This window comes from Microbulbifer sp. MCCC 1A16149 (assembly GCF_050368945.1).
Lineage (GTDB): Bacteria > Pseudomonadota > Gammaproteobacteria > Pseudomonadales > Cellvibrionaceae > Microbulbifer.
This window is the reverse complement of record NZ_CP185959.1, coordinates 390,530-413,140: the sequence shown is the minus strand read 5'-3', so window position 1 is coordinate 413,140 and position 22,611 is coordinate 390,530. Positions and strand designations below refer to the sequence as shown.

Annotated in this window: 21 protein-coding genes; 6 read left to right on the top strand and 15 right to left on the bottom strand. The window is 58.5% G+C overall.

All coding sequences use genetic code 11. The features are described from left to right. Positions 1-14: 14 nt before the first annotated feature. From ACONT6_RS01780 to ACONT6_RS01770, 3 genes are all read left to right on the top strand, one after another. Complete coding sequence (locus tag ACONT6_RS01780) at positions 15-992, top strand: glycoside hydrolase family 43 protein (RefSeq protein ID WP_428820176.1); 978 nt, start codon at positions 15-17, stop codon at positions 990-992. 244 nt (positions 993-1,236) lie between these two features. Beyond that, positions 1,237-2,058 carry an MOSC domain-containing protein gene (locus ACONT6_RS01775; RefSeq protein WP_428820175.1) on the top strand — a complete coding sequence of 274 codons (822 nt, stop codon included), beginning with the start codon at positions 1,237-1,239 and terminating at the stop codon, positions 2,056-2,058. A gap of 20 nt (positions 2,059-2,078) precedes the next feature. Then, positions 2,079-3,047: a questin oxidase family protein gene (locus ACONT6_RS01770; protein WP_428820174.1), complete on the top strand. Its 969-nt coding sequence runs from the start codon at positions 2,079-2,081 to the stop codon at positions 3,045-3,047. Here the strand turns inward: ACONT6_RS01770 and urtE are convergent. From urtE to ACONT6_RS01740, 6 genes are all read right to left on the bottom strand, one after another. Continuing rightward, the gene (gene urtE / locus ACONT6_RS01765) at positions 3,044-3,739 is read right to left on the bottom strand and encodes an urea ABC transporter ATP-binding subunit UrtE (protein ID WP_428820173.1); all 696 of its coding nucleotides are present in this window, start codon (positions 3,737-3,739) and stop codon (positions 3,044-3,046) included. The genes ACONT6_RS01770 and urtE overlap by 4 nt on opposite strands. Further along, positions 3,736-4,572 carry an urea ABC transporter ATP-binding protein UrtD gene (gene urtD / locus ACONT6_RS01760; RefSeq protein ID WP_370464614.1) on the bottom strand — a complete coding sequence of 279 codons (837 nt, stop codon included), beginning with the start codon at positions 4,570-4,572 and terminating at the stop codon, positions 3,736-3,738. Before urtD ends, urtE begins: the two co-directional genes overlap by 4 nt. A gap of 5 nt (positions 4,573-4,577) precedes the next feature. Continuing rightward, positions 4,578-5,768, bottom strand: coding sequence for an urea ABC transporter permease subunit UrtC (urtC, locus tag ACONT6_RS01755; protein ID WP_428821470.1), 1,191 nt, complete (start codon positions 5,766-5,768; stop codon positions 4,578-4,580). A gap of 5 nt (positions 5,769-5,773) precedes the next feature. Continuing rightward, positions 5,774-7,408 (bottom strand): urea ABC transporter permease subunit UrtB, encoded by a 1,635-nt coding sequence (gene urtB / locus ACONT6_RS01750; RefSeq protein ID WP_428820172.1) that lies wholly within the window; start codon positions 7,406-7,408, stop codon positions 5,774-5,776. A gap of 142 nt (positions 7,409-7,550) precedes the next feature. After that, positions 7,551-8,837 (bottom strand): urea ABC transporter substrate-binding protein, encoded by a 1,287-nt coding sequence (urtA, locus tag ACONT6_RS01745; protein ID WP_428820171.1) that lies wholly within the window; start codon positions 8,835-8,837, stop codon positions 7,551-7,553. 67 nt (positions 8,838-8,904) lie between these two features. Then, positions 8,905-10,071: a hypothetical protein gene (locus tag ACONT6_RS01740; RefSeq protein WP_428820170.1), complete on the bottom strand. Its 1,167-nt coding sequence runs from the start codon at positions 10,069-10,071 to the stop codon at positions 8,905-8,907. A gap of 544 nt (positions 10,072-10,615) precedes the next feature. Here ACONT6_RS01740 and ACONT6_RS01735 point away from each other — a divergent pair. Then, positions 10,616-14,179 (top strand): hybrid sensor histidine kinase/response regulator, encoded by a 3,564-nt coding sequence (locus ACONT6_RS01735; protein WP_428820169.1) that lies wholly within the window; start codon positions 10,616-10,618, stop codon positions 14,177-14,179. Continuing rightward, on the top strand, positions 14,176-15,126 hold the full coding sequence (locus ACONT6_RS01730; RefSeq protein ID WP_428820168.1) for a response regulator: 951 nt from the start codon (positions 14,176-14,178) through the stop codon (positions 15,124-15,126). Before ACONT6_RS01735 ends, ACONT6_RS01730 begins: the two co-directional genes overlap by 4 nt. Positions 15,127-15,247: 121 nt before the next feature. Here the strand turns inward: ACONT6_RS01730 and ACONT6_RS01725 are convergent, their stop codons facing one another. The 8 genes from ACONT6_RS01725 to ACONT6_RS01690 form a co-directional block, all read right to left on the bottom strand. Then, complete coding sequence (locus ACONT6_RS01725) at positions 15,248-15,457, bottom strand: hypothetical protein (protein WP_428820167.1); 210 nt, start codon at positions 15,455-15,457, stop codon at positions 15,248-15,250. 38 nt (positions 15,458-15,495) lie between these two features. Then, positions 15,496-16,137 carry an urease accessory protein UreG gene (gene ureG / locus ACONT6_RS01720; RefSeq protein ID WP_181254269.1) on the bottom strand — a complete coding sequence of 214 codons (642 nt, stop codon included), beginning with the start codon at positions 16,135-16,137 and terminating at the stop codon, positions 15,496-15,498. A 73-nt stretch (positions 16,138-16,210) separates the two neighbouring features. Further along, positions 16,211-16,900 carry an urease accessory protein UreF gene (locus tag ACONT6_RS01715; RefSeq protein ID WP_428820166.1) on the bottom strand — a complete coding sequence of 230 codons (690 nt, stop codon included), beginning with the start codon at positions 16,898-16,900 and terminating at the stop codon, positions 16,211-16,213. After that, the gene (ureE, locus tag ACONT6_RS01710; RefSeq protein WP_428820165.1) at positions 16,866-17,393 is read right to left on the bottom strand and encodes an urease accessory protein UreE; all 528 of its coding nucleotides are present in this window, start codon (positions 17,391-17,393) and stop codon (positions 16,866-16,868) included. The genes ACONT6_RS01715 and ureE overlap by 35 nt, the downstream gene beginning before the upstream one ends. A gap of 20 nt (positions 17,394-17,413) precedes the next feature. Beyond that, a complete protein-coding gene (gene ureC, locus ACONT6_RS01705) occupies positions 17,414-19,129 on the bottom strand; it encodes an urease subunit alpha (RefSeq protein WP_428820164.1) in 1,716 nt (571 codons plus the stop codon). Further along, on the bottom strand, positions 19,126-19,461 hold the full coding sequence (locus ACONT6_RS01700) for an urease subunit beta (protein WP_428820163.1): 336 nt from the start codon (positions 19,459-19,461) through the stop codon (positions 19,126-19,128). The genes ureC and ACONT6_RS01700 overlap by 4 nt, the downstream gene beginning before the upstream one ends. A 26-nt stretch (positions 19,462-19,487) precedes the next feature. Continuing rightward, a complete protein-coding gene (locus ACONT6_RS01695) occupies positions 19,488-19,790 on the bottom strand; it encodes an urease subunit gamma (protein ID WP_428820162.1) in 303 nt (100 codons plus the stop codon). A gap of 41 nt (positions 19,791-19,831) precedes the next feature. Continuing rightward, complete coding sequence (locus ACONT6_RS01690) at positions 19,832-20,752, bottom strand: urease accessory protein UreD (protein WP_428820161.1); 921 nt, start codon at positions 20,750-20,752, stop codon at positions 19,832-19,834. Between the two features lie 241 nt (positions 20,753-20,993). Here ACONT6_RS01690 and ACONT6_RS01685 point away from each other — a divergent pair, with 241 nt between their 5' ends. Then, positions 20,994-21,542 carry a thioredoxin family protein gene (locus ACONT6_RS01685; RefSeq protein WP_428820160.1) on the top strand — a complete coding sequence of 183 codons (549 nt, stop codon included), beginning with the start codon at positions 20,994-20,996 and terminating at the stop codon, positions 21,540-21,542. A 171-nt stretch (positions 21,543-21,713) separates the two neighbouring features. On the opposite strand, the gene ACONT6_RS01680 is transcribed toward ACONT6_RS01685, so the two are convergent. Then, positions 21,714-22,421 carry a glutamine amidotransferase-related protein gene (locus ACONT6_RS01680; RefSeq protein ID WP_428820159.1) on the bottom strand — a complete coding sequence of 236 codons (708 nt, stop codon included), beginning with the start codon at positions 22,419-22,421 and terminating at the stop codon, positions 21,714-21,716. Positions 22,422-22,611: the final 190 nt, after the last annotated feature.

Sequence of the window (22,611 nt, the reverse complement as noted above, 5' to 3'; positions counted from 1 at the left end):
AACCGGAGTTAACCGTGATTCCAGAAAAAACCGCAGAACCCCTGGTAAAGCCGCTGATCGAACAGCGTGCCGACCCGTTTATCTACAAGCACAGCGATGGCTTTTACTACTTTATCGCTTCGGTCCCCGAGTACGACCGTCTCGAACTGCGTCGCGCAGAGACCATCGCCGGCCTCAAAGATGCGGAAAAAGTCACCGTGTGGACCAAGCCGGATACCGGCGCTTACTCGGACCTGATCTGGGCCCCCGAGATTCACCACGTACATATCGAAGGTCAGGAACCGACCTGGGCAATTTATTTTGCCGCAGCGCCGTCCCGTGAAATCAAACACGACCTGTTCCAGCACCGCATGTACGCCCTGACCACCACCGACAGCGACCCAATGCAGGCAGAGTGGACACTGTCACAGGTGGATTCCGGCATCGACACCTTCTGCCTCGACGCCACCGTATTCGAGCACAAGGGCAAGCACTACTACCTGTGGGCACAAAAGGGCCCGGGCATTGCCGGCAACTCCAACCTGTACATCGCAGAAATGGACACCCCGACGTCCATCGTCGGCGAGCCGGTGCTGCTGACCAAGCCGGAATACGACTGGGAAGTGATCGGCTTTCTGGTGAACGAAGGCCCAGCCGTAATCAAGAAAAACGGCCGAATCTTTATCGGCTACTCCGCCAGCGCCACCAACCACAACTACTGCATGGGTCTGTTGTGGGCAGACGAAAACGCCGATGTACTGGATCCGGCGAGCTGGGAAAAATCTCCCAAGCCGGTACTGGAAAGCTGCTACGAGCGCGGTATCTACGGTCCGGGACACAACAGCTTCACCGTGTCCGAGGACGGCAGTGAAGATATCCTGGTTTTCCACGCGCGCACTTACACCGAGATCGTTGGCGACCCCCTGTGGGACCCCAACCGTCACACCTTCGTGAAAGTCATTCGCTGGAATGAAGAAGGCTTCCCGGAATTCGGCAAATCGTCCGAGCCCTGAAAACAGTTTGCCCGCATTATCGTCTCACAGCATGATGATTGGCGGCCTTCGGGCCGCCTTTTTTCTGGGTGAAAACTTTGGCAGGTTTACCGGCAGAGTCATTCCCGTGGCCCCGGCAGCAAAAACCACATCCCTGCTCTCACTTCCCCGGCAACCGCTATTTCGCAAGCCTTGTTTTACGATTGCCGATAGCAGTAGGCTTTGACTTTGAATTTGCCTTCACATCCCAGCCCAGGAGCTGTCAGTGGAAATCTCCGCGCTCTACCATTTTCCGGTCAAATCCCTGCAGGGACACAAGTGTAAATCCCTCCCCCTGGACCGTTTCGGCGCGTCCAATGATCGTCGCTGGATGCTGGTGGATGATGACAACCAGTTCGTGACCCAGCGCCGCCTGCGCGCAATGGCGCAACTCAAAGCCACCGCAATCCCGCAAGGGGTGCGCCTGGAAAATGCCGAGGGAGAGCGCATCGAAATCCACCAGCCCGGCCCGGAAGCTGCACTCAGGATAGTGCGCGTGTGGCACGATGATGTCAGCGCCCGCGACGCCGGCGACAGCGCCGCGCACTGGCTGAGTGAGCAATTGCAGACCCCGTTGCGCCTTGTGGCCATGGGCGAGGAATTCAGCCGACCATTGGAAGCACCGCGCGCCGATCGCCAGGTGGGCTTTGCCGATGCGGCGCCGCTGCTGGTCATCAGCCAGGCCTCCCTCGATGACCTTAACAGTCGCCTTGCCGAGCCCGTATCCATGCTGCGCTTTCGCCCCAACCTGGTGGTGAGCGGCTGCGAGCCCTTTGCGGAAGATCGCTGGAAAACCCTGACCATCCACACCCACGATGGCTCCGTGGTCTTCGACTGCACTCACCCCTGTGCACGCTGCGGAATTCCCGGACTGCACCCGTTTACCGGGCGCGCGCAAAAAGAGCCGCTGCGCACCCTCGCCAGCTACCGTCGCTGGGAAGACGGCCAGATCTACTTTGGCATGAATCTGGCCCCGGCCACTGCTGGCACCATTGGAGACAACAATCCGGTCACCATACACTTGGGAGATCGGGTAGAAATCAGCTGAATCGACGGAAGGAAACTACCATGAGCATTACCCGCGACTGCGCACAGTTGCTGGAAGCAGGCAGCATTTATCACGTGCACTACGGTGACCGGCTTGCCAACCATCTGCCCATGGTACTGATTGCCCTCGACAGCATGCGCGCTACACCAGCGCAACTGGCGCACGCCTCCGACCGAAGTACACCACACCTGCAACCGCGCCCCGGAAGCCCGGTGCAAGAAGTGGAAGACATCACACACTGCCGCAATCGCGAGGACCTGTTTGCCAGCGCCCTGCACTACTATGAGCAACAGCTAAGGCAACTGGGCATCGCCCGGTGTCTGCAACAGGAATTACCCAGGCTTCTCCCCTCCATCGCCACCGCCGCTTTCCACGGCTTGATTCGCACGGCTTACGGTATTGACGCCCGCCACCTGGAAGAAATAGCCATGGGCCTCGCCTACTGGAACCTCGATTACCACGAGCTGGCCAGTAGCAACAAACAGATTCCCCGGTCCGCCACAGAGATTATTTCCCTGGTCGCGGAGAAATACCCGGATATCCCCCTCGCGCCCGGCAATATCGCCGACCACATGCACTCGGTGACCGGCCAACCGGGCTGGATGGATACCCCGATCCAGCCGGAGCTACTGGGACTGGAAAATATTGCGGAAGTGGCGATCCACGCCTATCTGGGAACCCGCGATTTCACCCTGCTACACGGCGTCACCGGCTGTCACGCCCTGCGACTGATCCTGCCGTATTGCACGGACAGGGAAGCCGCCCTGCGCTATTTCTGGCAGGGGCTGGTGATTGCCTACCTGAGTACCGGGCCCAAGGTTATCCGGCCATTCGAAGCGGAAGAGTTGGAAGATATTCCGCAGCGCCAGACGGAAATCATGCAAAAGGCGCTGCATAGCGACGACGATCATGTGATCAAGCTTGCCTACAGCGCGCTGGAAGAATTTCACTATTACGGCAACAAGGATTACCTGGAAGTTTTCAGTTAAACCGCCAGATACTGTCGGATCAGCCCGTCATCCAGGTTCGCCATTTTATCCGCGGCCACTACGGATCCTTTCTGCATCAGCCGAAACTCCTTGCCTACCCTGCGCGCAAATCCGAGTTTCTGCTCCACCAGAATAACCGTCAGCCCGTCTTCCTCATTGAGCTGTGTTACCACATCGCCGATCTGGCGCACGATATTCGGCTGAATACCTTCATTGGGCTCATCCAGAATCAGTACCTTCGGATCGATCACCAGTGCGCGCCCGATGGCCAGCTGCTGTTGCTGCCCCCCGGACAGGTCCCCGCCGCGACGATGCAACATGTCCTTCAACACCGGAAACAACTCGAAAATCCGCTCGGGGATTTTCTTCAGCCCGTCGCCCCGTGCTGGCAGCCCGATCTGCAGGTTTTCCTCCACCGTCAGCAACGGAAAAATATCCCGCCCCTGGGGGACATAACCAATCCCCATTTTCGCCCGCGCCTGGGCCGGGCTTCCCTCAATGGGTTTGCCCTGATAAAGAATACGTCCATCACTGGACGGCAGTAATCCCATCAGGCATTTGAGCAACGTGGTCTTGCCCGCACCGTTACGCCCCATGATGCAGGTACAGGACCCTTGTGCCACCTCCAGATCCAGATCCCACAGAATCTGGGTGCCGCCGTATTTCTGGTTCAACTTCTCGATCCGGATCATGCTTCCTCCCCCAGATATACCTCGATCACATCCGGATTACTCTGCACCTGATCCATGGTCCCCTCCGCCAGGACCGATCCCTGGTGCAGCACCGTCACCGTGCGCGCAATACTGCGAACAAACTCCATATCGTGCTCCACCACAATCACCGTGTGCTTGCCGGCGAGAGAGGTCAGCAGCTCCGCGGTGCGCTCTGCTTCCTCCGCGGTCATCCCGGCAACCGGCTCGTCGATCAACAACAGGCGCGGCTCGGCGGCCAGCAACATGCCGATCTCCAGCCACTGCTTCTGTCCGTGGGAAAGCGCTCCGGCCAGCTGAAAGCGCGCGTTTTGCAGGCCGATGATTTTCAGCACCTCATCAATCCGGTCGCTCTCACTACTCGTCAGGTTTGCGGTCAGCGCACTCCACACGCCCTTGCTGCCCTGAAGCGACAGCTCCAGGTTGTGAAACACCGTATGCGCTTCGAACACCGTTGGTTTCTGGAACTTGCGCCCGATACCCAGCTGCGCGATTTCCGCCTCATCGTGGGCCAGCAGATCGATATTCTGGCCAAACCAGGCACTGCCACTGTCGCACTGGGTCTTGCCGGTAATCACATCCATCAGCGTGGTTTTACCGGCGCCATTGGCGCCGATCAGGCAACGCAGCTCGCCGTCATTCACGTATAAATTGAGATCGTTCAGCGCCTTGAAGCCATCGAAACTGACATTCAAACCCTCCAAGTACAGAATCACCTGCTTGGATACATCCGGTGAACGCTTGCGCGGCACCAGAAACGGCCAGGTGGTATCCCGGCGCAACAGCTCTCGTGCCTGTCCGGCAAATTGATTCAGGTTACTCATGCATTGACCTCCCGGTTACCCACACTGCGGTCTGTGCCGGCGTCCTCTTTGTGGCGCGTTGCTTGCGCGGTTTCATCACTACGACCAAAACGCTGCAAGAGGCCTGCCAGCCCCTGCGGCAGGTACACGGTGACGATCACAAACAATGCCCCGAGGGCAAACAACCAGCCGTCAGGCATGATGGCGGTAAAGCGGGTCTTGGCGTAATTGACCAGCAGCGCACCGACGATTGCCCCGTATAGCGTGCCGCGACCACCCACCGCAACCCATACCACCACTTCGATGGAATTGAGGGGAGAAAACTCACCGGGATTGATGATGCCCACCTGCGGCACATACAGCATGCCCGCCACCGCAGCGATCAGCGCGGAGTAGACAAACAGCCAGACTTTATAGCGCTCGGTGCGATAACCGAGAAAGCGCGCTCGCGCCTCGGCATCCCTTACCGCAACAATCACCCGACCGAGACGCGATTGCACAATGGCGCGACTGGTAATAAACGCAAGCACCAGCAGCAGCGTCGTCACAAGTAACAGGGCTACGCGGGTCGCGTCTGCCTGCAGGTCAAAACCGAGAATATCCTTGAAATCGGTGAGCCCGTTGTTGCCGCCGAAACCCATCTCATTGCGGAAAAAGGCCAACATCAGGGCATAAGTGAGCGCCTGGGTCATGATCGACAGGTAAACACCGGTCACTCGCGAGCGAAACGCGAGCCAGCCAAACACAAATGCGAGCAAGCCGGGAATCGCCAGCGCCATCAGTACCGCAAACCAGAACTGATCCATGCCAAACCAGTACCAGGGCAGCTCCTGCCAGTTGAGAAACACCATAAAGTCCGGCAGCCCGGGATTGCCGTAAACGCCGCGATCACCGATCTGGCGCATCAGGTACATGCCCATACCATAACCGCCGAGGGCAAAGAAGGCGCCGTGCCCGAGACTGAGAATGCCGCAATACCCCCAGATGATATCCACCGCCATGGCGAGCATGGCAAAACACAGGTATTTGCCCATCAGGGTAATGGTGTAGGTACTCACATAAAGCGGCGAGTCCGCCGGTAGTAACAGGTTGGCCGCCGACATGGCCAGGGTTGTTACCAGCAGTACCCCCACCAGCACGGAGGAACCCTTACCCGGCTGGCGCAACTCGGTAAGCACCCGCGTTATTTTTTCCACCAGATTGTTCATTGCACTCATTCGGCTGCCCTCCCGCGCTGCGGGAACAGGCCTTTGGGCCGTTTCTGGATAAACAGGATCAGGCACACCAGCACAATGATGTTGGCCAGTACCGCGCCGGTCGTGGGCTCGAGGAATTTGTTCGCCACGCCCAGTGAAAAACCGCCCACCAGTGTGCCGAGCAGATTACCCACACCGCCAAATACCACCACCATAAAGGAATCGATAATGTAGGATTGGCCCAGGTTCGGCCCCACGTTGGTGAGCTGGGACAATGCCACCCCGGCAACACCGGCAATGCCGGAACCGAGGCCAAACGTCATTGCATCGACCATTTCTGTGCGCACGCCCATAGCCTTGGCCATATCCCGGTTCTGGGATACCGCGCGCACATTCAGACCGAGGGACGATTTCTTGAGGATTGCCAGCAGCGTGATGAACACCGCCAGCGCAAACAGCAGGATATACAGACGGTTATAGGTGACAGAGAAAACCGGGTTGATGGCCAGGGAGCCGCTCATCCATTCCGGCGTCACTACCTGCATGTTCAGGGGGGAGAAAATACTGCGCACTGCCTGCTGCAGGATCAGGCTGATACCGAAGGTGGCCAACAATGTTTCCAGCGGCCGTCCCTGTAGATGACGGATTACCCCGCGCTCGATCAGTACCCCCACGCTACCGGAAACCAGAAAAGCCGCCGGCACCGCCAGCAGCAGGGAATACTCGATGGACGCCGGCATTAATTGCTGGATCACATAGGTAGTGTAGGCGCCGAGCATGATCATTTCGCCGTGGGCCATATTGATCACCCCCATCACACCGAAGGTGATGGCGAGACCGATAGCGGCAAGCAGCAATACCGACCCAAGGCTGAGACCGAAGAACAGCTGTTCCATCTGCCCGTAAAATTCGATGCGTTCGGTAATATTTTCCAGCGCTTTCTGCGCCGCGGCTTTTACCGCGGCATCCTGTTCGTTCTCATCCTCCAGCAGCCGCCGCAGCTGATTGCGCACCGGCGCTTCCAGGCGATCATTCATCCGTTCGATGGCTGCGAGGCGATCATCGGTCGCGCTGCCGTCACGCAAACGCACCATGGCATTGGCGAGTTCGATCAGGTCACGCACCCCTTCGCTCACACCGGCATCCGCCGCACTTTGCAGCAGACTCAGGTTGTTTGTGCTGAGGTCATCCAGTATCGCGAGTACCGCGGTGCGCTTTTCCGCTTCACTGCCATGCAGCAGATCGATACGTCCAATGGCCTCGCGCAACTGTCCGCGCAGGCGGTTGTTGACGCGGATCTTTTTAATATCGCGCGTCCCCTGCACGCCCAGTTCCGCACCGGTAAAAACGTCCAGACCGATACGCTCGCCGGCGGGATTTTTTTGCACCGCCATCACTTTGCCACTGGCCTTGTGAAAGTAGAGGTCTCCCGCGAGCATGGTTTCAAACAGCGGGCGCATCTCCTCACCACCAACCTGCTCCAGTTGCTTCACCAGCTCGCCGGTTTCCCGCAGGCTGGCATCCGGTAATTGTTGCAGTACTTGTTCCACCGCCGGTGGAAGAGGCTGTGACTGCGCCAGTGCGCTGCCGGCCGAAAGTACGACAAGCAAACTGGTCAGCATCAGGCCGACGCATCGTAAAAATTGCTTCACCGGTAACTCCGCGCTCATAGTTATATGCTTTATCGGAAAATGAAAAACGCCCCCAAACAAGCAATACGCCCGCGGTTAGCGGAGCGTATTGTGAGGGTGTTTGTCTGGTCCGGGGTGTGTTCAGCCGGTCACTGACTGTGACTTAGTCCGTCTGTCCGCTACACGCCTTGGATTTGGTGTTGTAGTTGCCGCACTTGATCGGCGCAGTCCAGTCCGCGATCAGGTCTTTGGAACCGGGCAGAAAATCGGACCAGGCATCACCGGCGACGACATCGTCGGTTGCCCAGACCACTTCGAACTGGCCATCGTCCTGGATTTCACCAATAAATACCGGCTTCGACAGATGGTGGTTTTTGTTCATCTTGGCGATACCGCCGGTGAGGTTCGGGAACTCGATACCGATCATTGCCTGCTCCACGGCGTCTACTTCCGTAGTGCCAGCCTTCTCTACCGCCTTGGCCCACATGTTGAAGCCGATATAGGTCGCCTCCATCGGGTCATTGGTCACGCGCTTTTCATCGCCAATGAATTTTTTCCACTGCTGGACAAAGTAATCATTGGATTCACTGTCGATACCCTGGAAGTAATTCCACGCGGCCAGGTGTCCGACCAGTGGACCGGTATCGATACCGGAGAGTTCTTCCTCACCCACGGAGAAAGCCACCACCGGGATATCCTCGGAGCTAATGCCCTGATTGGCGAGTTCCTTGTAGAACGGCACGTTGGCATCGCCGTTGATGGTGGAGACCACTGCGGTTTTCTTGCCGGTACTGCCAAACTTCTTGATGTCGGACACAATGCTCTGCCAGTCGGAATGGCCGAACGGCGTGTAGTTGATCATGATGTCTTCTTTCGCCACGCCCTTGGATTCGAGATAGGCTTCCAGAATCTTGTTGGTGGTGCGCGGGTAAACGTAGTCGGTACCAGCGAGGACCCAGCGATCCACTTCCAGATCGGACATCAGGTAATCCACTGCGGGAATGGCCTGCTGGTTGGGCGAAGCGCCGGTGTAGAACACATTTTTCGAGGACTCTTCACCCTCGTACTGCACCGGATAGAACATCAGGCCATTGAGCTCTTCCACGACCGGCAGCACGGACTTGCGGGATACGGAAGTCCAGCAGCCAAAAATCACATCCACTTTTTCCTTGGTGAGCAGTTCGCGGGCCTTTTCCGCAAACAGCGGCCAGTCGGAAGCCGGATCCACCACCACGGCCTCAAGTTTCTTGCCCAGCAGGCCGCCCTTGCGGTTCTGCTCATCCACCATCATCAGCACGGTGTCTTTGAGGGTGGTTTCACTGATGGCCATGGTGCCGGAGAGGGAGTGCAACACCCCCACCTTGATGGTTTCCGCGGCCAGGGCCACGGTGCTGATTACGCTGGTACCGGCGGCGAAAGCCAGGCCGGCGACAAATTTCTTCAGTTGCATGGAATTGCTCCTTTTCACTATTTTGGAAGTCGCGTCAGGCGAGTGCCGCGGGGCACTCACACTGGATTTACAGCTGTACTTGCATACCGAGACTCAGCACGTCCACGTCGGCGCCGGCATAACCGGATGCATTGGCATCACCGGAGACGAAGCTGAGATTCAGGCGGGTGTTGTGGCCGTTGACCACATAATTGAGACCAAGCTCGGTGGAACTGCTGCTGCCCGCATCGGAAGGGCTGTTCTCCACAAGGCGTAAATAAGGCTGGAACTTGCCCGGGCCCACATTGGCCGGGAACAGGTAGGCTGCGGTGGCGAATACCGACTCGCCGTCAAACAGGCAGAAGCAGTCGCCGGCTACCGGCTGGGAAGCGAGGGTGTAATCCGCATTGAAACTCTTGTACTCCCCCTCGATGGTGACCACGCCACCGGCGTCGAGCACGGTTTCCGACAGCATGTCGATGGTCCAGCCGGAGAAGTCACCGGCAGACATTTCGCTACCGACGCCGTCCTCCTGGCTCTGCAGGGACAGCGCCAGGGTAAAGATATTGCCGAGGCCACCGTAGTAGGTGGAGCTGGTGTAGTACCCCGGGTTGGCTTCCATGTTCAGGAAGTTGTAGGCGAAGCGGGCCGCGTACAGGGGGTTATCGTCCTGGTTACTGTAGCCATCGAGGCCGAAAAAGCTGCCCGCGGCGTACTGGAATTTACCGGCGGTACCCCAGAAGGTGATCCCTTCGTCACGGCCAATCAGACCCGCCTGGCCGCCCTGATCCGATGCGTACAGGGGCTGGCGGTACTGATTCCAGCTGAGGGCATAGTAGGGGCCGCTCATTTCGATCCGGTCCGCCGGGGTCAACATGCGCCCGGCCCAGATGTTGAACTGCGGGCTGAATTCGAACTGTGCAATCGCATCCAGCACGTCGGCGGTGTCGTTGTCGCGCTGTTGCAGATTGAAGGTGAACTTCACCGTGTCGTTCAGCTGACCGGAGGCGTAGACGCGAATATCCGGTAGGGTGAAGTCACTGTCGCCTTCCACGGATTGGAACTGGGAACGGAAGCCTGCACCGATACTGAATGTCTGCCCGTCTTCGGATTCGAACTTTTTGGCCAGCGCCGGCAGCGGAGCGGTACTTCCGATGACGAGCGCCGCGGCGCAGGCACTGCGCCAGATGATTTGTTTAGACTGCTGACGCCCTTCCGGTCGCAGCAACCCCATACCTCCAGACAACGTTTCCATGTGCATCCCCTTTTTTTGAATGTTCTCGATTGGCTAATTCCTAGTGCTATCGATTATTCGGCGGGGTGGACAGGGGAGCCATACGCGTATTGGGGCCGGTAACTACGTCATTTGACGGTTTTCAGAAAAGTGCGCAGACGTACACTAAGGATGAAGAAAACCGAACCTGGAAAGTGCCTTTAAGTACCCAGAACAGAGCCGGGTAGCCGGGCTTAAGGGAGTGCTATCTGGTGCATGCTCTCGAGACTGTCGAAAAGAGGGACCTTTTCGACAAGCCCCCAGGGATGGGTGCACGGCGTGTCTCGAGAGCATGCACCAGATAGCGCTTCCGCCACTGGATCCACTTACGAAGCAACTGGTTGAGGTCCGTGGCACACACTGCTCAAGTCCAGTAGCGGCGCCGCTACCCGGTATTTCCTTGCGGGACACGGGCTAGGCGCCCCCCCCTTAACCCATCCCTGGGGGCTCTTCTAAAACATCCCTGTTTTAGAAGGTCCCGCAAGGAAATACCGGGTATCGGCGCCTCAGCATCAGGTTTCTGCTTATGAAACCAACAGCGAGCATGCCCCATCCGGTATTCTTGTTGCAGGAAAATAAGAAACAGACAACAGCAGTAAGGCAGTTCCCGGTGGTAGATATATTTACGGGCGACAATAACAACAGCGAACAACAGGCCATGCGACCCGCGCAACAGGTATTCCGTGTACGACGGACCTACAACAAGTGGGTAGGAGACGAGACCCTCGAAGACTTCGCACTGCGATTCACCGCCGTGCGCGGGCGCCGTTTTACCATCGAACAGGTGGCCAAGACCGCCCTCGGGGCCACCGCCTTCCTCGCCCTCGAAGCCATCGCCGCCGCCGTCACCCTCAACTACGGCTTTATCAACACCGTCGCCGCCATGCTCGCCGTCGCCGCAGTGATCTTCATCACCGGCTTCCCCATCACCTACTACGCCGCCAAGCACGGACTCGATATCGACCTGCTCACCCGCGGCGCCGGTTTCGGCTATCTCGGCTCCACCATCACCTCGCTGATCTACGCCTCCTTCACATTCATCTTCTTCGCCATCGAAGCCGCGATCCTCACCTCCGCCCTGCACGCCCTGCTCGGAATCCCCCCCGCCATCGGCTACATCCTGTGTGCCGTCGCCGTGATCCCCATCGTGACCCACGGCATCCGCGCGGTAAGCAAATTCCAGATAGGCACCCAGCCCATGTGGCTGCTGTTGCAGTGCCTTGCCCTCGGCATCGCCGCTTGGTTCGAACTGGCGCGGGTCGAGGACTGGACCCGCTACGCTCCTCAGCACAACCCCGACAGTGGCCAGTTCAACTGGATGCTGTTCGGTGCAGCCAGTGCGGTGTTTTTTGCCATGGTGGCACAGATCGGTGAGCAAGTGGACTACCTGCGCTTTATGCCGGAGAAAAACCGGGAAAACCGCGCACGCTGGTGGTTCTGGCTCACCCTCGCCGGGCCGGGCTGGATTCTGATCGGGGTGATCAAGATGCTGTTCGGCTCGTTTCTCGCCTATCTGGCGATTACCGGCGGCGCTTCCGCAGAGCAGGCTGCAGACCCGGTGCGCATGTATCAGATGGTGTTCAACTACCTGACCCAGTCCCCCACCATGGCGCTGATTCTGGCCGGGGTGATGGTGGTGATCTCGCAGATGAAGATCAACGTCACCAACGCCTACGCCGGCTCCATCGCCTGGTCGAACTTCTTCTCGCGGCTTACCCGCAGTCACCCGGGGCGGGTGGTGTGGCTGGTGTTCAATGTGAGCATCGCGCTGATTTTGATGGAGCTGGGAATCTATCGCGCACTCGAAGGGGTACTGGGTATTTTCTCGCTGGTGGCGATCAGCTGGCTCGGCTGCCTGGCGGCGGACCTGATGATCAACAAGCCCCTTGGTATCAGCCCGTCGTATGTGGAGTTCAAGCGCTCGCACCTTTACGACGTCAATCCGGTGGGCGTGGGTTCGATGCTGCTCGCCTCGCTGATTGGCATCGTGTGTTACCTCGGCCACTTCGGCGATGGGGCGAAAAACTTTGCCAGCTTTATCAGCCTCGGCATCTGCTTCGTGATGGTACCGCTACTGGGCATTGCAACCCGTGGACGCTTTTATCTGGCCCGCCACCGCGACTTTCTCGAGGGGGAAAATGCAGACACCGGGCAGCGCTCGGTCAGTACAGCCATTGTGTCCGCCCAGACCTGCTGTATCTGCGAAAACGATTTCGAGCCCGCTGATATGAGCCACTGCCCTGCCTACCAGGGCCCCATCTGCTCCCTGTGCTGCTCGCTGGATTCCCGCTGCCTGGATGCCTGCAAGCCGGATGCACGCTTTTCCCAGCAGCTCAGCGCGCTGATCAAGATGCTGGTACCGGCGCAGGTAGTCAGCGGAGTGGACTCGCGGCTGGGGCGCTTCGCGATTCTGTTGCTGGGCGCCAGTGTGTGTATCGCCGGTGTGCTGTCACTGATCTACGGCCAACTGCGTCCGACCACCACCGCGGAGGCAGAGCTGCTTCAGCAGGCGTTCTGGGCACTGTTTGTGGTACTGCTGCTGATCGCCGGGGTACTCGCGTGGCTGTTCCTGCTCACCCACGACAGTCGAATCGTGGCGCAGATGGAATCCAACCGCCAGACCCGTCTGTTGCTGAATGAGATCGAAGCGCACAGGGAAACCGATCGCGCACTGCAGGAAGCCAAGGAGCAGGCGGATCGTGCCAACAGTGCCAAGAGCCGTTACCTCTCGGGTATCAGCCACGAGCTGCGCACACCGCTGCAGTCCATTCTCGGTTATGCGCAACTGCTCAACCAGCAGCAGGATATTCCAGAAAAACACCGCAATGGCCTGCGCATTATCAAACGCAGTGGGGAATACCTGACGGACCTGATCGAGGGACTGCTGGATATTTCCAAGATCGAAGCCGGCCGCCTGGATATCTACCGCAATCAGGTGCGCCTGCCCGAATTACTGGAACAGATGGTGGAGATGTTCCGCCCGCAGGCGGAAGCGAAAGGTGTGCGCTTTTACTGCCATATCCACAACCCGCTGCCGTCGACGGTCATAGCCGACGAAAAACGCCTGCGCCAGATCCTGATCAACCTGCTGTCCAACGCGATCAAATATACCCGCGAGGGACAGGTGGACTTCCATATCCGCTACCGCAACCAGGTGGCCGAATTTGCCATCGTCGATACCGGGGTTGGCATCGACCCGGAGGATCAGGCGCGTATTCTCAAACCCTTCGAACGGGTGCGCAATGGAGCCAGCCCGGTGGCCACCGGTACCGGGCTGGGCTTGACCATCGCCTACCTGCTCACAGAAATCATGGGTGGCGAATTGCGTCTCGAGAGCGAGCCCGGCAAGGGCAGCCGCTTTACCGTTTCCCTGCTGTTGTCGTGGGTTGAATCGGATCATAGCCGCGAAGCACCGGTGCGCCGCATCAGTGGATATCGTGGACCGCGGCGCAGTGTGATGGTGATCGATGACGAACCCATTCACCGCGGCCTGATCGGCGACCTGCTGACACCGCTTGGGTTTTCCATGATGGAAGCGCAGAGTGCAGAGGACTGCCTCGCGTTGGTCCAGCAACAGACACCGGACCTGTTTTTACTGGATGTGACCATGCCCGGTATGAACGGCCTGGATCTCGCCGAGCAGCTGCGCGCACGGGATATCGGCGTGCCGATCGTGATGCTCTCCGCGGACGCCCAGGAGCGACACCTGAAACCGGGAGATAGCGAGCCGGCCCATCACGATGCCTATCTGGTAAAACCCCTGGTGAACCAGAAACTGTTCGACACCATGGCGCGCATGCTCAAGCTGGACTGGGTTTACGCAAGCGACAATCCCCGCATGGGTAAACCCCAGGCAATACACCCCGTATCGCCCGAGGCATTACCCAAAACATTGCCAGATCATCCGCTACTGGCGGAGTTGCTGGCCTATGCCCGCATCGGTTACCGCAGTGGTGTACACCGGACGCTGGACCGGATTGCCTCGGAATCCGTGGTCCCCAATAACCGTATTGAAGAGTTCCGCCAACTGGCGGATACCATGCGCTTCGAGCAGTTGAGCGAAGCCCTGGAAATCAAGGAGAGTGAATGAATACCTGCGACGATACCGCAAGCCCAGCACGGGCCACTGCGGATACGCCGACCGGCGATATCGTACTGGTGGTGGACGATTCGCCGGATACCCTGAGCCTGATCAACGACACACTGGAACAGGCCGGTATCGATGTACTGGTGGCACTGGATGGCAGCCAGGCATTGAATATCGCGCGGCGGCTACGACCGGACATGATTCTACTGGATGCGGTAATGCCGGGACTCGACGGGTTTGAGACCTGCCGCCTGCTCAAGGCAGATCCCGAACTGGTATCGATCCCGGTCATCTTCATGACCGGACTGACGGACTCGGAAGATATCGTGCGCGGACTGGAAAGTGGTGGCGTCGACTACCTGACCAAGCCGATCCAGCCCAACGAACTGCTGGCGCGGATGAAGGTGCACCTGAACAACGCGCGCCTGACCTCGAGTGCGCACCAGGCCCTCGACTCCACCGGCCAGTTCCTGTGCACTGTGGATGCCGCCGGACGAATGCACTGGGCAACACCGCAGACCTATGCCCTGCTCAGCAGCGCCGGTGCCATGGAAGGTGCCCTGCAACAGAAGATGATTGCCGACCTGAAGTTGTGGCTCTCGCGCGGTCCGGGTAGCGGCCACAAACTGAAACTGGATGGGTTACACAAACCCCTGGCAGTGGTTTTTATCGAACAGCGCGACGGCGGCACCTGTCTGTTGAAACTGGTAGATGACGGCGGCCCTGCCGGTGAAGAAATTCTGCGGGAAAAACTGTCACTGACCAAGCGGGAATCCGAGGTACTGTTCTGGATTGGCAACGGAAAGACGAACCGAGAAATCGGGGAAATTCTCGATGTAAGCCCGCGCACGGTGAACAAACATCTGGAGGGCATCTTCTCCAAGCTCGGGGTGGAGAACCGTACCGCGGCGGCAGGCATTGCGATTCGGGCATTGAATCCCGACTCTTGATAGAGGTCAGGCCTGGCGACTTTTCCAACTGGTTGTGGTGGCAAAGCACCGGGTGCGGATTTTCAGGACCGCCACAAGTACATCCATGTAGGCTGCGTCGGAGTTTGTACTTCGCCGATTTTTAGTCGTTCTGATCGCTCTTTGAGTTTCTTCGCTTGTGCAATAAAAATACGGCGACCGCGCTGACCGAAAGAGCCATAAGAATCCAAAGCATATGGTGCATTTCGTGCACCACACCTTCGGGCGCATGACCTTCGTGGGCGTAAGCGACTACGCCGGCGGTCATGGAGATTGCTGTGAACAGCGTCAGATACAGTGATTTTATTTTCATACTTTCCTCTACTTCTTGTGCTCAATACTCGACTTGGCTTATGCGATAGCAGGAATGCTTTTTTCTTCCAGCATTCCTTCGCGCACGATGAATTCAATAATGTCCTTCAACCCCTTCTGTGCTTTCAGATTGGAGAAAACAAACGGACGTTCACCGCGCATTTTTTTCGCGTCGCGGTCCATGACTTCCAGGGAAGCGCCGACCAGTGGGGCCAGGTCAATCTTGTTGATGATAAGCAGATCGGAGCGGGTGATACCCGGGCCGCCCTTTCTGGGAATCTTGTCACCGGCGGATACGTCGATCACATAGATGGTGAGATCGGAGAGTTCCGGGCTGAAGGTAGCGCTCAGGTTGTCACCACCGCTTTCCACAAACACGACGTCGAGCGCGCCGTGGCGGGCTATCAGTTCGTCGATGGCGGCGAGGTTCATGGAGGCGTCTTCGCGGATGGCGGTGTGGGGACAGCCGCCGGTTTCCACGCCGATGATACGATCTGCACTCAGGGCTTCGTGGTTGGTGAGGAACTTGGCATCTTCCTGGGTATAGATGTCGTTGGTGACAACCGCGATGTCGTAGTGCTCGCGCAGTGCGCTGCACAGCTCGCGCAACAGTGCGGTTTTACCGGAGCCCACTGGGCCGCCGACGCCTACCCGAAGTGTCTGTTTTTTACCGGTTTGCATGATCGATAACTCCCGATATTCGTTGAACTCTGTTGTAAGATTTTTCAATTAACTTTCGCGGTATTTGTTTTCTTCAAGACCGGAACAGGCGCGTGTACTGGTGTTCGTGGCGCGCGCTGGCGATCGCCAGGGCAGGCAGGCCAGCGCCGATTTCACAGTCTTCGATCCGCTTCGCACGCTCGATAGCAGAGGGCACCTGTTGCTGGATTTCGCCGATCAGCTGCTGTGCCTGGGTCTGGCCGAGGGGCACCAATTTTGTGGCGGCGGCGACCTGATTTTCCAGCCAGGACCAGACCAGGCCGAGCAGAGCGGCGTCTGCACTCAACCCCCAGTGATGGGCGGCGACAGCAAAGGCTGCGATGAAACTGACTTCGTCACAGTGCAGTTTGCTGTCGACCTGCAGCTGCTTCAGCAGCCGGATCAACGCGCTGCCGGTGGCGGTGTCGGTAAGGCGCAGTTCACTGGTCTCACGGCAGGCCAGCGCATAGTGATTCCAGTAGTGCAGACGTTCACTGCTCCCCTCTTCCAGCGCGCGGTGACAGCGCAGCAACAACGGGCAGTCCACCTGGGTGAGAGATTCCTGTAACTGCAGGGTAAGCCACTGACGAGTGTCATCCGCATTGCGCACCCAGCCAGCATCAATGGCGTATTCCAGCCCCTGGGAAAACGCGTAGCCACCCACCGGCAAGCTGGCGCTAGACAGCTGCAATAATCGCAGCAGCGCGCTGTCAGTGGTGGTGATGCTCATGATCGCTGTGGGCATGGGTTTCGGTATGACCGTGTGAATGGCCGTGCTCGTGGGCATGAGAATGCCCGCCGCTGTAGGCACCGGATTCCGGCACGAATACCGCTTGTTCTTTTATCAAAGCCAAGCCGAGCAATTCGAGCATTTCTTCCAGAACGTGGTCCGGCACAATGCGCAACCAGGGCGCACCGGCATCGCTACCAACCTGCAATTTCACATGCCTGTTACCCAGGTGATAGCAGGCGCGACTGAAGGTGAGCCAGTCGTCGCAGCGGGCGGTGGTGACCGGCTCTGCGGCGCCCTGGACCTGGATATGTTTGCCGCATTCGCTTTGCAAAATTTCCCCCACCAGCAGCGGCTTGCCCCGTTCGAGGAAAATCCGCACTTCGGCACCGTCAGCGGTGCTGGTGCGCAGGCGCCCGCGATCCCGCTGTAGATGGTCCAGGACCACGCAGCCATCGGCGGCAATGTCGGTGCGCACACCGAGGCGTTGATAGATATCCAGCGTCACACAGTACTCCTCGTAAAAAATCAGAACAGGCAGTAGCGCTGTGCCAGCGGCAACTCTCTGGCGGGCTCGCAAGTGAGTAGTTCGCCGTCGGCGCGCACCTCGTAGGTCTGCGGGTCCACGGTGACGTCCGGCTGCCAGTCGTTCAGCACCATGTCTTTTTTGGTGATACTGCGGGTGTTTTTGCACGGCACCAGCGTGCGCTGCAGGCCGTGCCGTTCCGCCACGCCTTTGTCGGCGGCCGCCCGGGAGACAAAAGTCACCGAGGTTTTTGCCGCCGCCAGCCCGTGGGCGCCGAACATGGGCCGGTAGTGCACCGGCTGCGGTGTGGGAATGGACGCGTTGGGATCCCCCATGGGGGCCGCGGCAATCATGCCGCCCTTGAGAATCATCGACGGCTTGATGCCGAAGAACGCCGGCTTCCACAGCACCAGATCGGCGAGCTTGCCCACTTCGATGGAACCTACCTCGTGGCCAATACCGTGGGTGATGGCGGGGTTGATGGTGTACTTGGCGATATAGCGGCGCGCGCGAAAATTGTCGGCGCCGGCGGTTTCACCGCTGCTGTCTTCGGCCAGGTTGCCACGCTGCACTTTCATTTTGTGCGCGGTCTGCCAGGTGCGGGTAATCACTTCACCCACGCGCCCCATGGCCTGGGAGTCCGAGGCAATCATGCTAAAGGCACCGAGATCGTGAAAAATATCTTCCGCGGCAATGGTTTCCTTGCGGATGCGCGAATCTGCAAACGCAATGTCTTCGGGAATACTGGTATCCAGGTGGTGGCACACCATCAGCATGTCGAGGTGCTCGTCTACGGTATTCACCGTATACGGGCGGGTGGGATTGGTGGAAGACGGCAGTACATTGGAAGAGGCACAGGCCTTGATGATATCCGGCGCGTGCCCCCCGCCGGCACCTTCGGTGTGATAGGTATGGATGGCGCGGCCCTTGAAGGCGCCGATGGTGTCGTCGACGAAACCGGATTCATTCAGGGTATCGGTGTGTATTGCCACCTGTACATCGTACTTGTCGGCCACGGTCAGGCAGCAGTCGATCGCCGCCGGTGTGGTGCCCCAGTCTTCATGCAATTTAAGGCCGCAAGCACCGGCCTCAATCTGTTCTTCCAGCGCTTCCGGCAGGCTGGCATTGCCCTTGCCGAGAAAACCGAAATTCATCGGCAGGCTGTCGGTGGCCTGCAGCATTTTGCCGATATTCCACGGCCCCGGTGTGCATGTAGTGGCGTTGGTTCCCGTGGCCGGGCCAGTACCGCCGCCGATCATGGTGGTGACGCCGGACATCAGCGCCTCCTCCACCTGCTGGGGGCAGATAAAATGGATATGCGCGTCTATGGCACCGGCGGTGAGTATCGAGCCCTCACCGGCGATAATCTCCGTACCCGGACCAATTACAATCGCTACGCCATCCTGAACGTCGGGATTGCCCGCCTTGCCGATACCTGCGATACGCCCGTCTTTTATCGCTACGTCCGCTTTCACCACGCCCCAGTGATCAAGGATCAGCGCATTGGTGATCACCAGATCCGGGGTATCTTTGGACGGTCGCTGGCTCTGGCCCATGCCATCGCGAATCACCTTGCCACCGCCGAATTTCACTTCATCCCCGTAACGGGTGAAATCTTTTTCCACCTGCAGCCAGAGCTCGGTGTCACCGAGGCGCACGCGGTCGCCGGTGGTGGGACCGAACATCTGGGCATAACTTTCCCGGTCCATGCGGCTCATGACTTCACCCCGACAGTTTCATCCAGAGGCCCCATTACTTCACCCCGAAAACCGTACACCTCGCGCGTTCCCGCATAAGCGACCAGTTCCACCTCGCGCCCCTGGCCCGGCTCAAAACGCACCGCAGTGCCGGAGGCGATATTCAGGTGAAAGCCCCGCGCGATTTCGCGCTCGAAACGCAGCGCCGGATTGACCTCGTAAAAATGGTAGTGGGAGCCCACCTGCACCGGGCGATCACCGGTATTTTCCACCCGCAGAGTGCGGGTTTCGCGGCCGGGGTTTAGTTCGATATCGCCCTTGTCTGCGGCGACCTGAATTTCTCCGGGAATCATAATTGCCCTTAAATTGTTCCGGCGCCTCAGCTAATCGGGTTGTGCACGGTTACCAGCTTGGTTCCATCGGGAAACGTCGCTTCCACCTGCACCTCGTGAATCAACTCCGGCACGCCATCCATAACCTGGTCCGCACGCAGGATATCGCGGCCATAGCCCATCAACTCGGCCACACTCCTGCCATCCCGCGCGCCCTCCATAATCTCCATGGTGATCAGCGCCACCGCCTCGGGATAATTCAGTTTCAGTCCGCGAGACAGCCGCCGCTCTGCCAGCAACGCGGCGGTGAAAACCAGCAGCTTGTCTTTTTCTCTCGGCAGTAATTCCATGCAAAACCCTGCAATGCCCGGTATTTATATTCAGTGAAAAATCAGGTTCGCCAGATCCGCGGCGCACAGGCTGCGCGACCGAGCAACTCGGGCCGCAGTAATTCCCACAGTTCCGTCAGCAGGGCGCGCACCTCAAAGGCGCAACGCCCCAGCGCTCGCACCACGATCAATTCCGATACCAGGGAGATCCCGGCGAGGCAGCATTGGGCGTGCGCGGCAATGACTTCCCGACAGGCCTCCCGCACCGCTTCATCCGGCGCAAACGGGCCCATCACCAACAGGCCATTGACCGGGTAACCCTGCAGACCCGCGCGCGAAGAAAGCACATCGTCCGCGGAATCGCTGTTGTCATGTAGCTGCCCAGACAGACGCAGCGATTCGATCAACAGCGGCACCCCTTCGCGAAAAATTTCCAGTCGCTGCAACAATCGGCCATTACCAAAAGTTGCATCACAGGCGGGCAGTCCTAGCGAGGTCACCTCCCAGCCAGCGAAGTGACTGTTACGGGACAGATCCACCCGCGTCACCATGGCGCCATTGGCACCCGGGTAGGCAATATTTTCCAACGGCAGCCACTCCAGGCTCGCCCCCTCCTTCACTTGCAGGAAGGTATTCTGGCTCTGCAGCAAGCCGTCGCTGCGCGCCCGGTATACCCGCCCGGCACCGGTGGTCGTCACCAGCGCGCGTGCGTCTTTTTTTACCTCGACCCGCACCTCCAGCCGATCCCCCGACACCAGGCCACCGGGCGGATGCAACAGATAAACATGCGCGAGATCGCGCCCTTCCGGGAAGAAAGGCTTCTGTACGTACAGAGGGCCCTGGTGGTAATTGCGCGCCAGCCGGCAACCGCGTTCCGTCCGCTCAAACTGCAACGCCAGATCCGCACGCCAACGCCCCGCCTCAAAGGCCTTGGTAACAGTGGCCTCGGTAAAAAAGGGATCGGGTATGACAAGTTGATTCATGCAAACACTGACGTCTGAATCCCGCCACACGGTGATACCGCAGCGACAGGTTGGATTTAAGGCCAATGGAAACAAGTTTCAGATCGGAGCGGTATGCGTCAATTGACGTAGTGCGGCACCAGACCGCGAGCCCTGAAAAAACCGGCAAAAAACCGTACACTCGAAGGCACCCGCCAATATAGCCACTGCGGTTAACTCCCAGGATTCACAGGAACGCTCACAGAACAGAAAGGAACACACCATGGCCCTAACCCCCTCCACCATGATTCCCCTCGGCACCGCCATGCCCGAATTCCAGCTGCCCGATCCCACCGGCACCCTGGTCAGCAGCAGCGATTACGCCGGCAAACCATTGCTGGTGATGTTTATCTGCAACCACTGCCCATTCGTGAAACATATCGCCGTGGGCCTGGCTGATCTGGCAGAGGAATACATGCCTGCAGGGCTCGGCATCGTCGCCATCAACAGCAACGACTTCGTCAATTACCCGGAAGATAGCCCGGAAAAAATGCAGGAAGAAGTCGCCGCGCGGGGATACCGCTTTGCTTATCTGGTGGACGAGGATCAGGCCGTGGCCAAGGCATTTGATGCCGCCTGTACACCGGACTTTTTTCTGTTTGATGGCGAGGGGAAACTGGCGTATCGCGGCCAGTTTGATGACAGCCGCCCCGGGAATAACCAACCGGTGAACGGTAAGGATTTGCGCGCTGCTGTGGATAAGGTTCTGGCAGGGGAAAAACCGGCAGACGATCAGGTGCCGTCTATCGGCTGCAATATCAAGTGGAAATAGCTACGAAGCTATAGCTGCAAATTGAAGGCGAAGCGGCAGGGAGCGCACTTCAAAAGCGTCGGCGACATGGACGTCGCCGACGCAGCGTACAGGGATGTATTCACAGCGGTTTTGAAGTGCGCTCCCTGTCGATTCGACGCCACACAAGGAAATTAGAGCTTTCGCCCAAGCCTACGAAGCACTCTTCAAAAAAGCCAGCATCCAGCGCGCTACTGCACTGGTGTGGATATCGTTGGTGAGGGAGGCCTTACCCTTCTCCACCATATCTGCGCCAAACACCTCCTCGCGAAGCTCCAGCAATCCTTTCGAGTAGGGCTTGGTAAATTCCGGATGGGCCTGCATGGTAAGCATGTGTTCACCAACCTGTAGCAGCGCGTAAGGACAGAAATCACTGGACGCGATCACCTTGGTCCCCGGGGCCGGCGCTACCACCTGATCCTGGTGGCTCACCAGCAGGCTGAAAGACTCCTGCGGCTCCACCATCCACACCGGCGTCTCCTGAATCTCGTAGCTGTGCACCCCAACGCCCCAGCCCTTCTCCGACTTGCGCGTCTCCCCACCCAGCGCATGGGCAATCAACTGGTGACCAAAGCAGATACCCAGCGTCGGCTTCTCGCGACGGTGCAGCTCGCGCACAAACTCCATCAACGGTGGAATCCATGGCTTGTCCTCGTAAACCCCCGTCTTGCTACCAGTAATCAGGTAAGCATCCACCTCATCGATATCATCCGGGTAATGGCCGTGCTGGACCTCATAGGTAACAAACTCCAGCGATGGATCCTCACGCTTCAGCAGATCGGCAAACATTTCGGGGTACTCGCCAAACTCCCCCACCAGCTGCTCGCGCACATCGTCCGTCTTCAGCACACCTATTTTCATAACCGCTCCAAAAGAATCCACACAGCCGTGCCATATCGTCAGATACGACCTCGAAATTTGTGATCACATTATTGCGCGCAGACTCGAAGTCGACAACCCGCATCAAGCTGACACCTGAGTGAACGCAAAAAAATTGCGCATCTAAACTCCCGGCTAGACTAAAAGTGTTGCGCCTCACCCCTTAGAAGTT

What these genes read in the sequence shown, in the direction of transcription:
- urtC (WP_428821470.1), bottom strand. Translation starts at nt 5,768, where the DNA reads ATGAACAATCTGGTGGAAAAAATAACGCGGGTGCTTACCGAGTTGCGC.
- ACONT6_RS01725 (WP_428820167.1), bottom strand. Translation starts at nt 15,457, where the DNA reads ATGAAAATAAAATCACTGTATCTGACGCTGTTCACAGCAATCTCCATG.
- ACONT6_RS01715 (WP_428820166.1), bottom strand. Translation starts at nt 16,900, where the DNA reads ATGCCCACAGCGATCATGAGCATCACCACCACTGACAGCGCGCTGCTG.
- ACONT6_RS01695 (WP_428820162.1), bottom strand. Translation starts at nt 19,790, where the DNA reads ATGGAATTACTGCCGAGAGAAAAAGACAAGCTGCTGGTTTTCACCGCC.
- ACONT6_RS01740 (WP_428820170.1), bottom strand. Translation starts at nt 10,071, where the DNA reads ATGGAAACGTTGTCTGGAGGTATGGGGTTGCTGCGACCGGAAGGGCGT.
- ACONT6_RS01735 (WP_428820169.1), top strand. Translation starts at nt 10,616, where the DNA reads ATGAAACCAACAGCGAGCATGCCCCATCCGGTATTCTTGTTGCAGGAA.
- ACONT6_RS01680 (WP_428820159.1), bottom strand. Translation starts at nt 22,421, where the DNA reads ATGAAAATAGGTGTGCTGAAGACGGACGATGTGCGCGAGCAGCTGGTG.
- urtA (WP_428820171.1), bottom strand. Translation starts at nt 8,837, where the DNA reads ATGCAACTGAAGAAATTTGTCGCCGGCCTGGCTTTCGCCGCCGGTACC.
- ureG (WP_181254269.1), bottom strand. Translation starts at nt 16,137, where the DNA reads ATGCAAACCGGTAAAAAACAGACACTTCGGGTAGGCGTCGGCGGCCCA.
- urtE (WP_428820173.1), bottom strand. Translation starts at nt 3,739, where the DNA reads ATGATCCGGATCGAGAAGTTGAACCAGAAATACGGCGGCACCCAGATT.
- ACONT6_RS01690 (WP_428820161.1), bottom strand. Translation starts at nt 20,752, where the DNA reads ATGAATCAACTTGTCATACCCGATCCCTTTTTTACCGAGGCCACTGTT.
- ACONT6_RS01770 (WP_428820174.1), top strand. Translation starts at nt 2,079, where the DNA reads ATGAGCATTACCCGCGACTGCGCACAGTTGCTGGAAGCAGGCAGCATT.
- ACONT6_RS01700 (WP_428820163.1), bottom strand. Translation starts at nt 19,461, where the DNA reads ATGATTCCCGGAGAAATTCAGGTCGCCGCAGACAAGGGCGATATCGAA.
- ACONT6_RS01730 (WP_428820168.1), top strand. Translation starts at nt 14,176, where the DNA reads ATGAATACCTGCGACGATACCGCAAGCCCAGCACGGGCCACTGCGGAT.
- ACONT6_RS01685 (WP_428820160.1), top strand. Translation starts at nt 20,994, where the DNA reads ATGGCCCTAACCCCCTCCACCATGATTCCCCTCGGCACCGCCATGCCC.
- ureC (WP_428820164.1), bottom strand. Translation starts at nt 19,129, where the DNA reads ATGAGCCGCATGGACCGGGAAAGTTATGCCCAGATGTTCGGTCCCACC.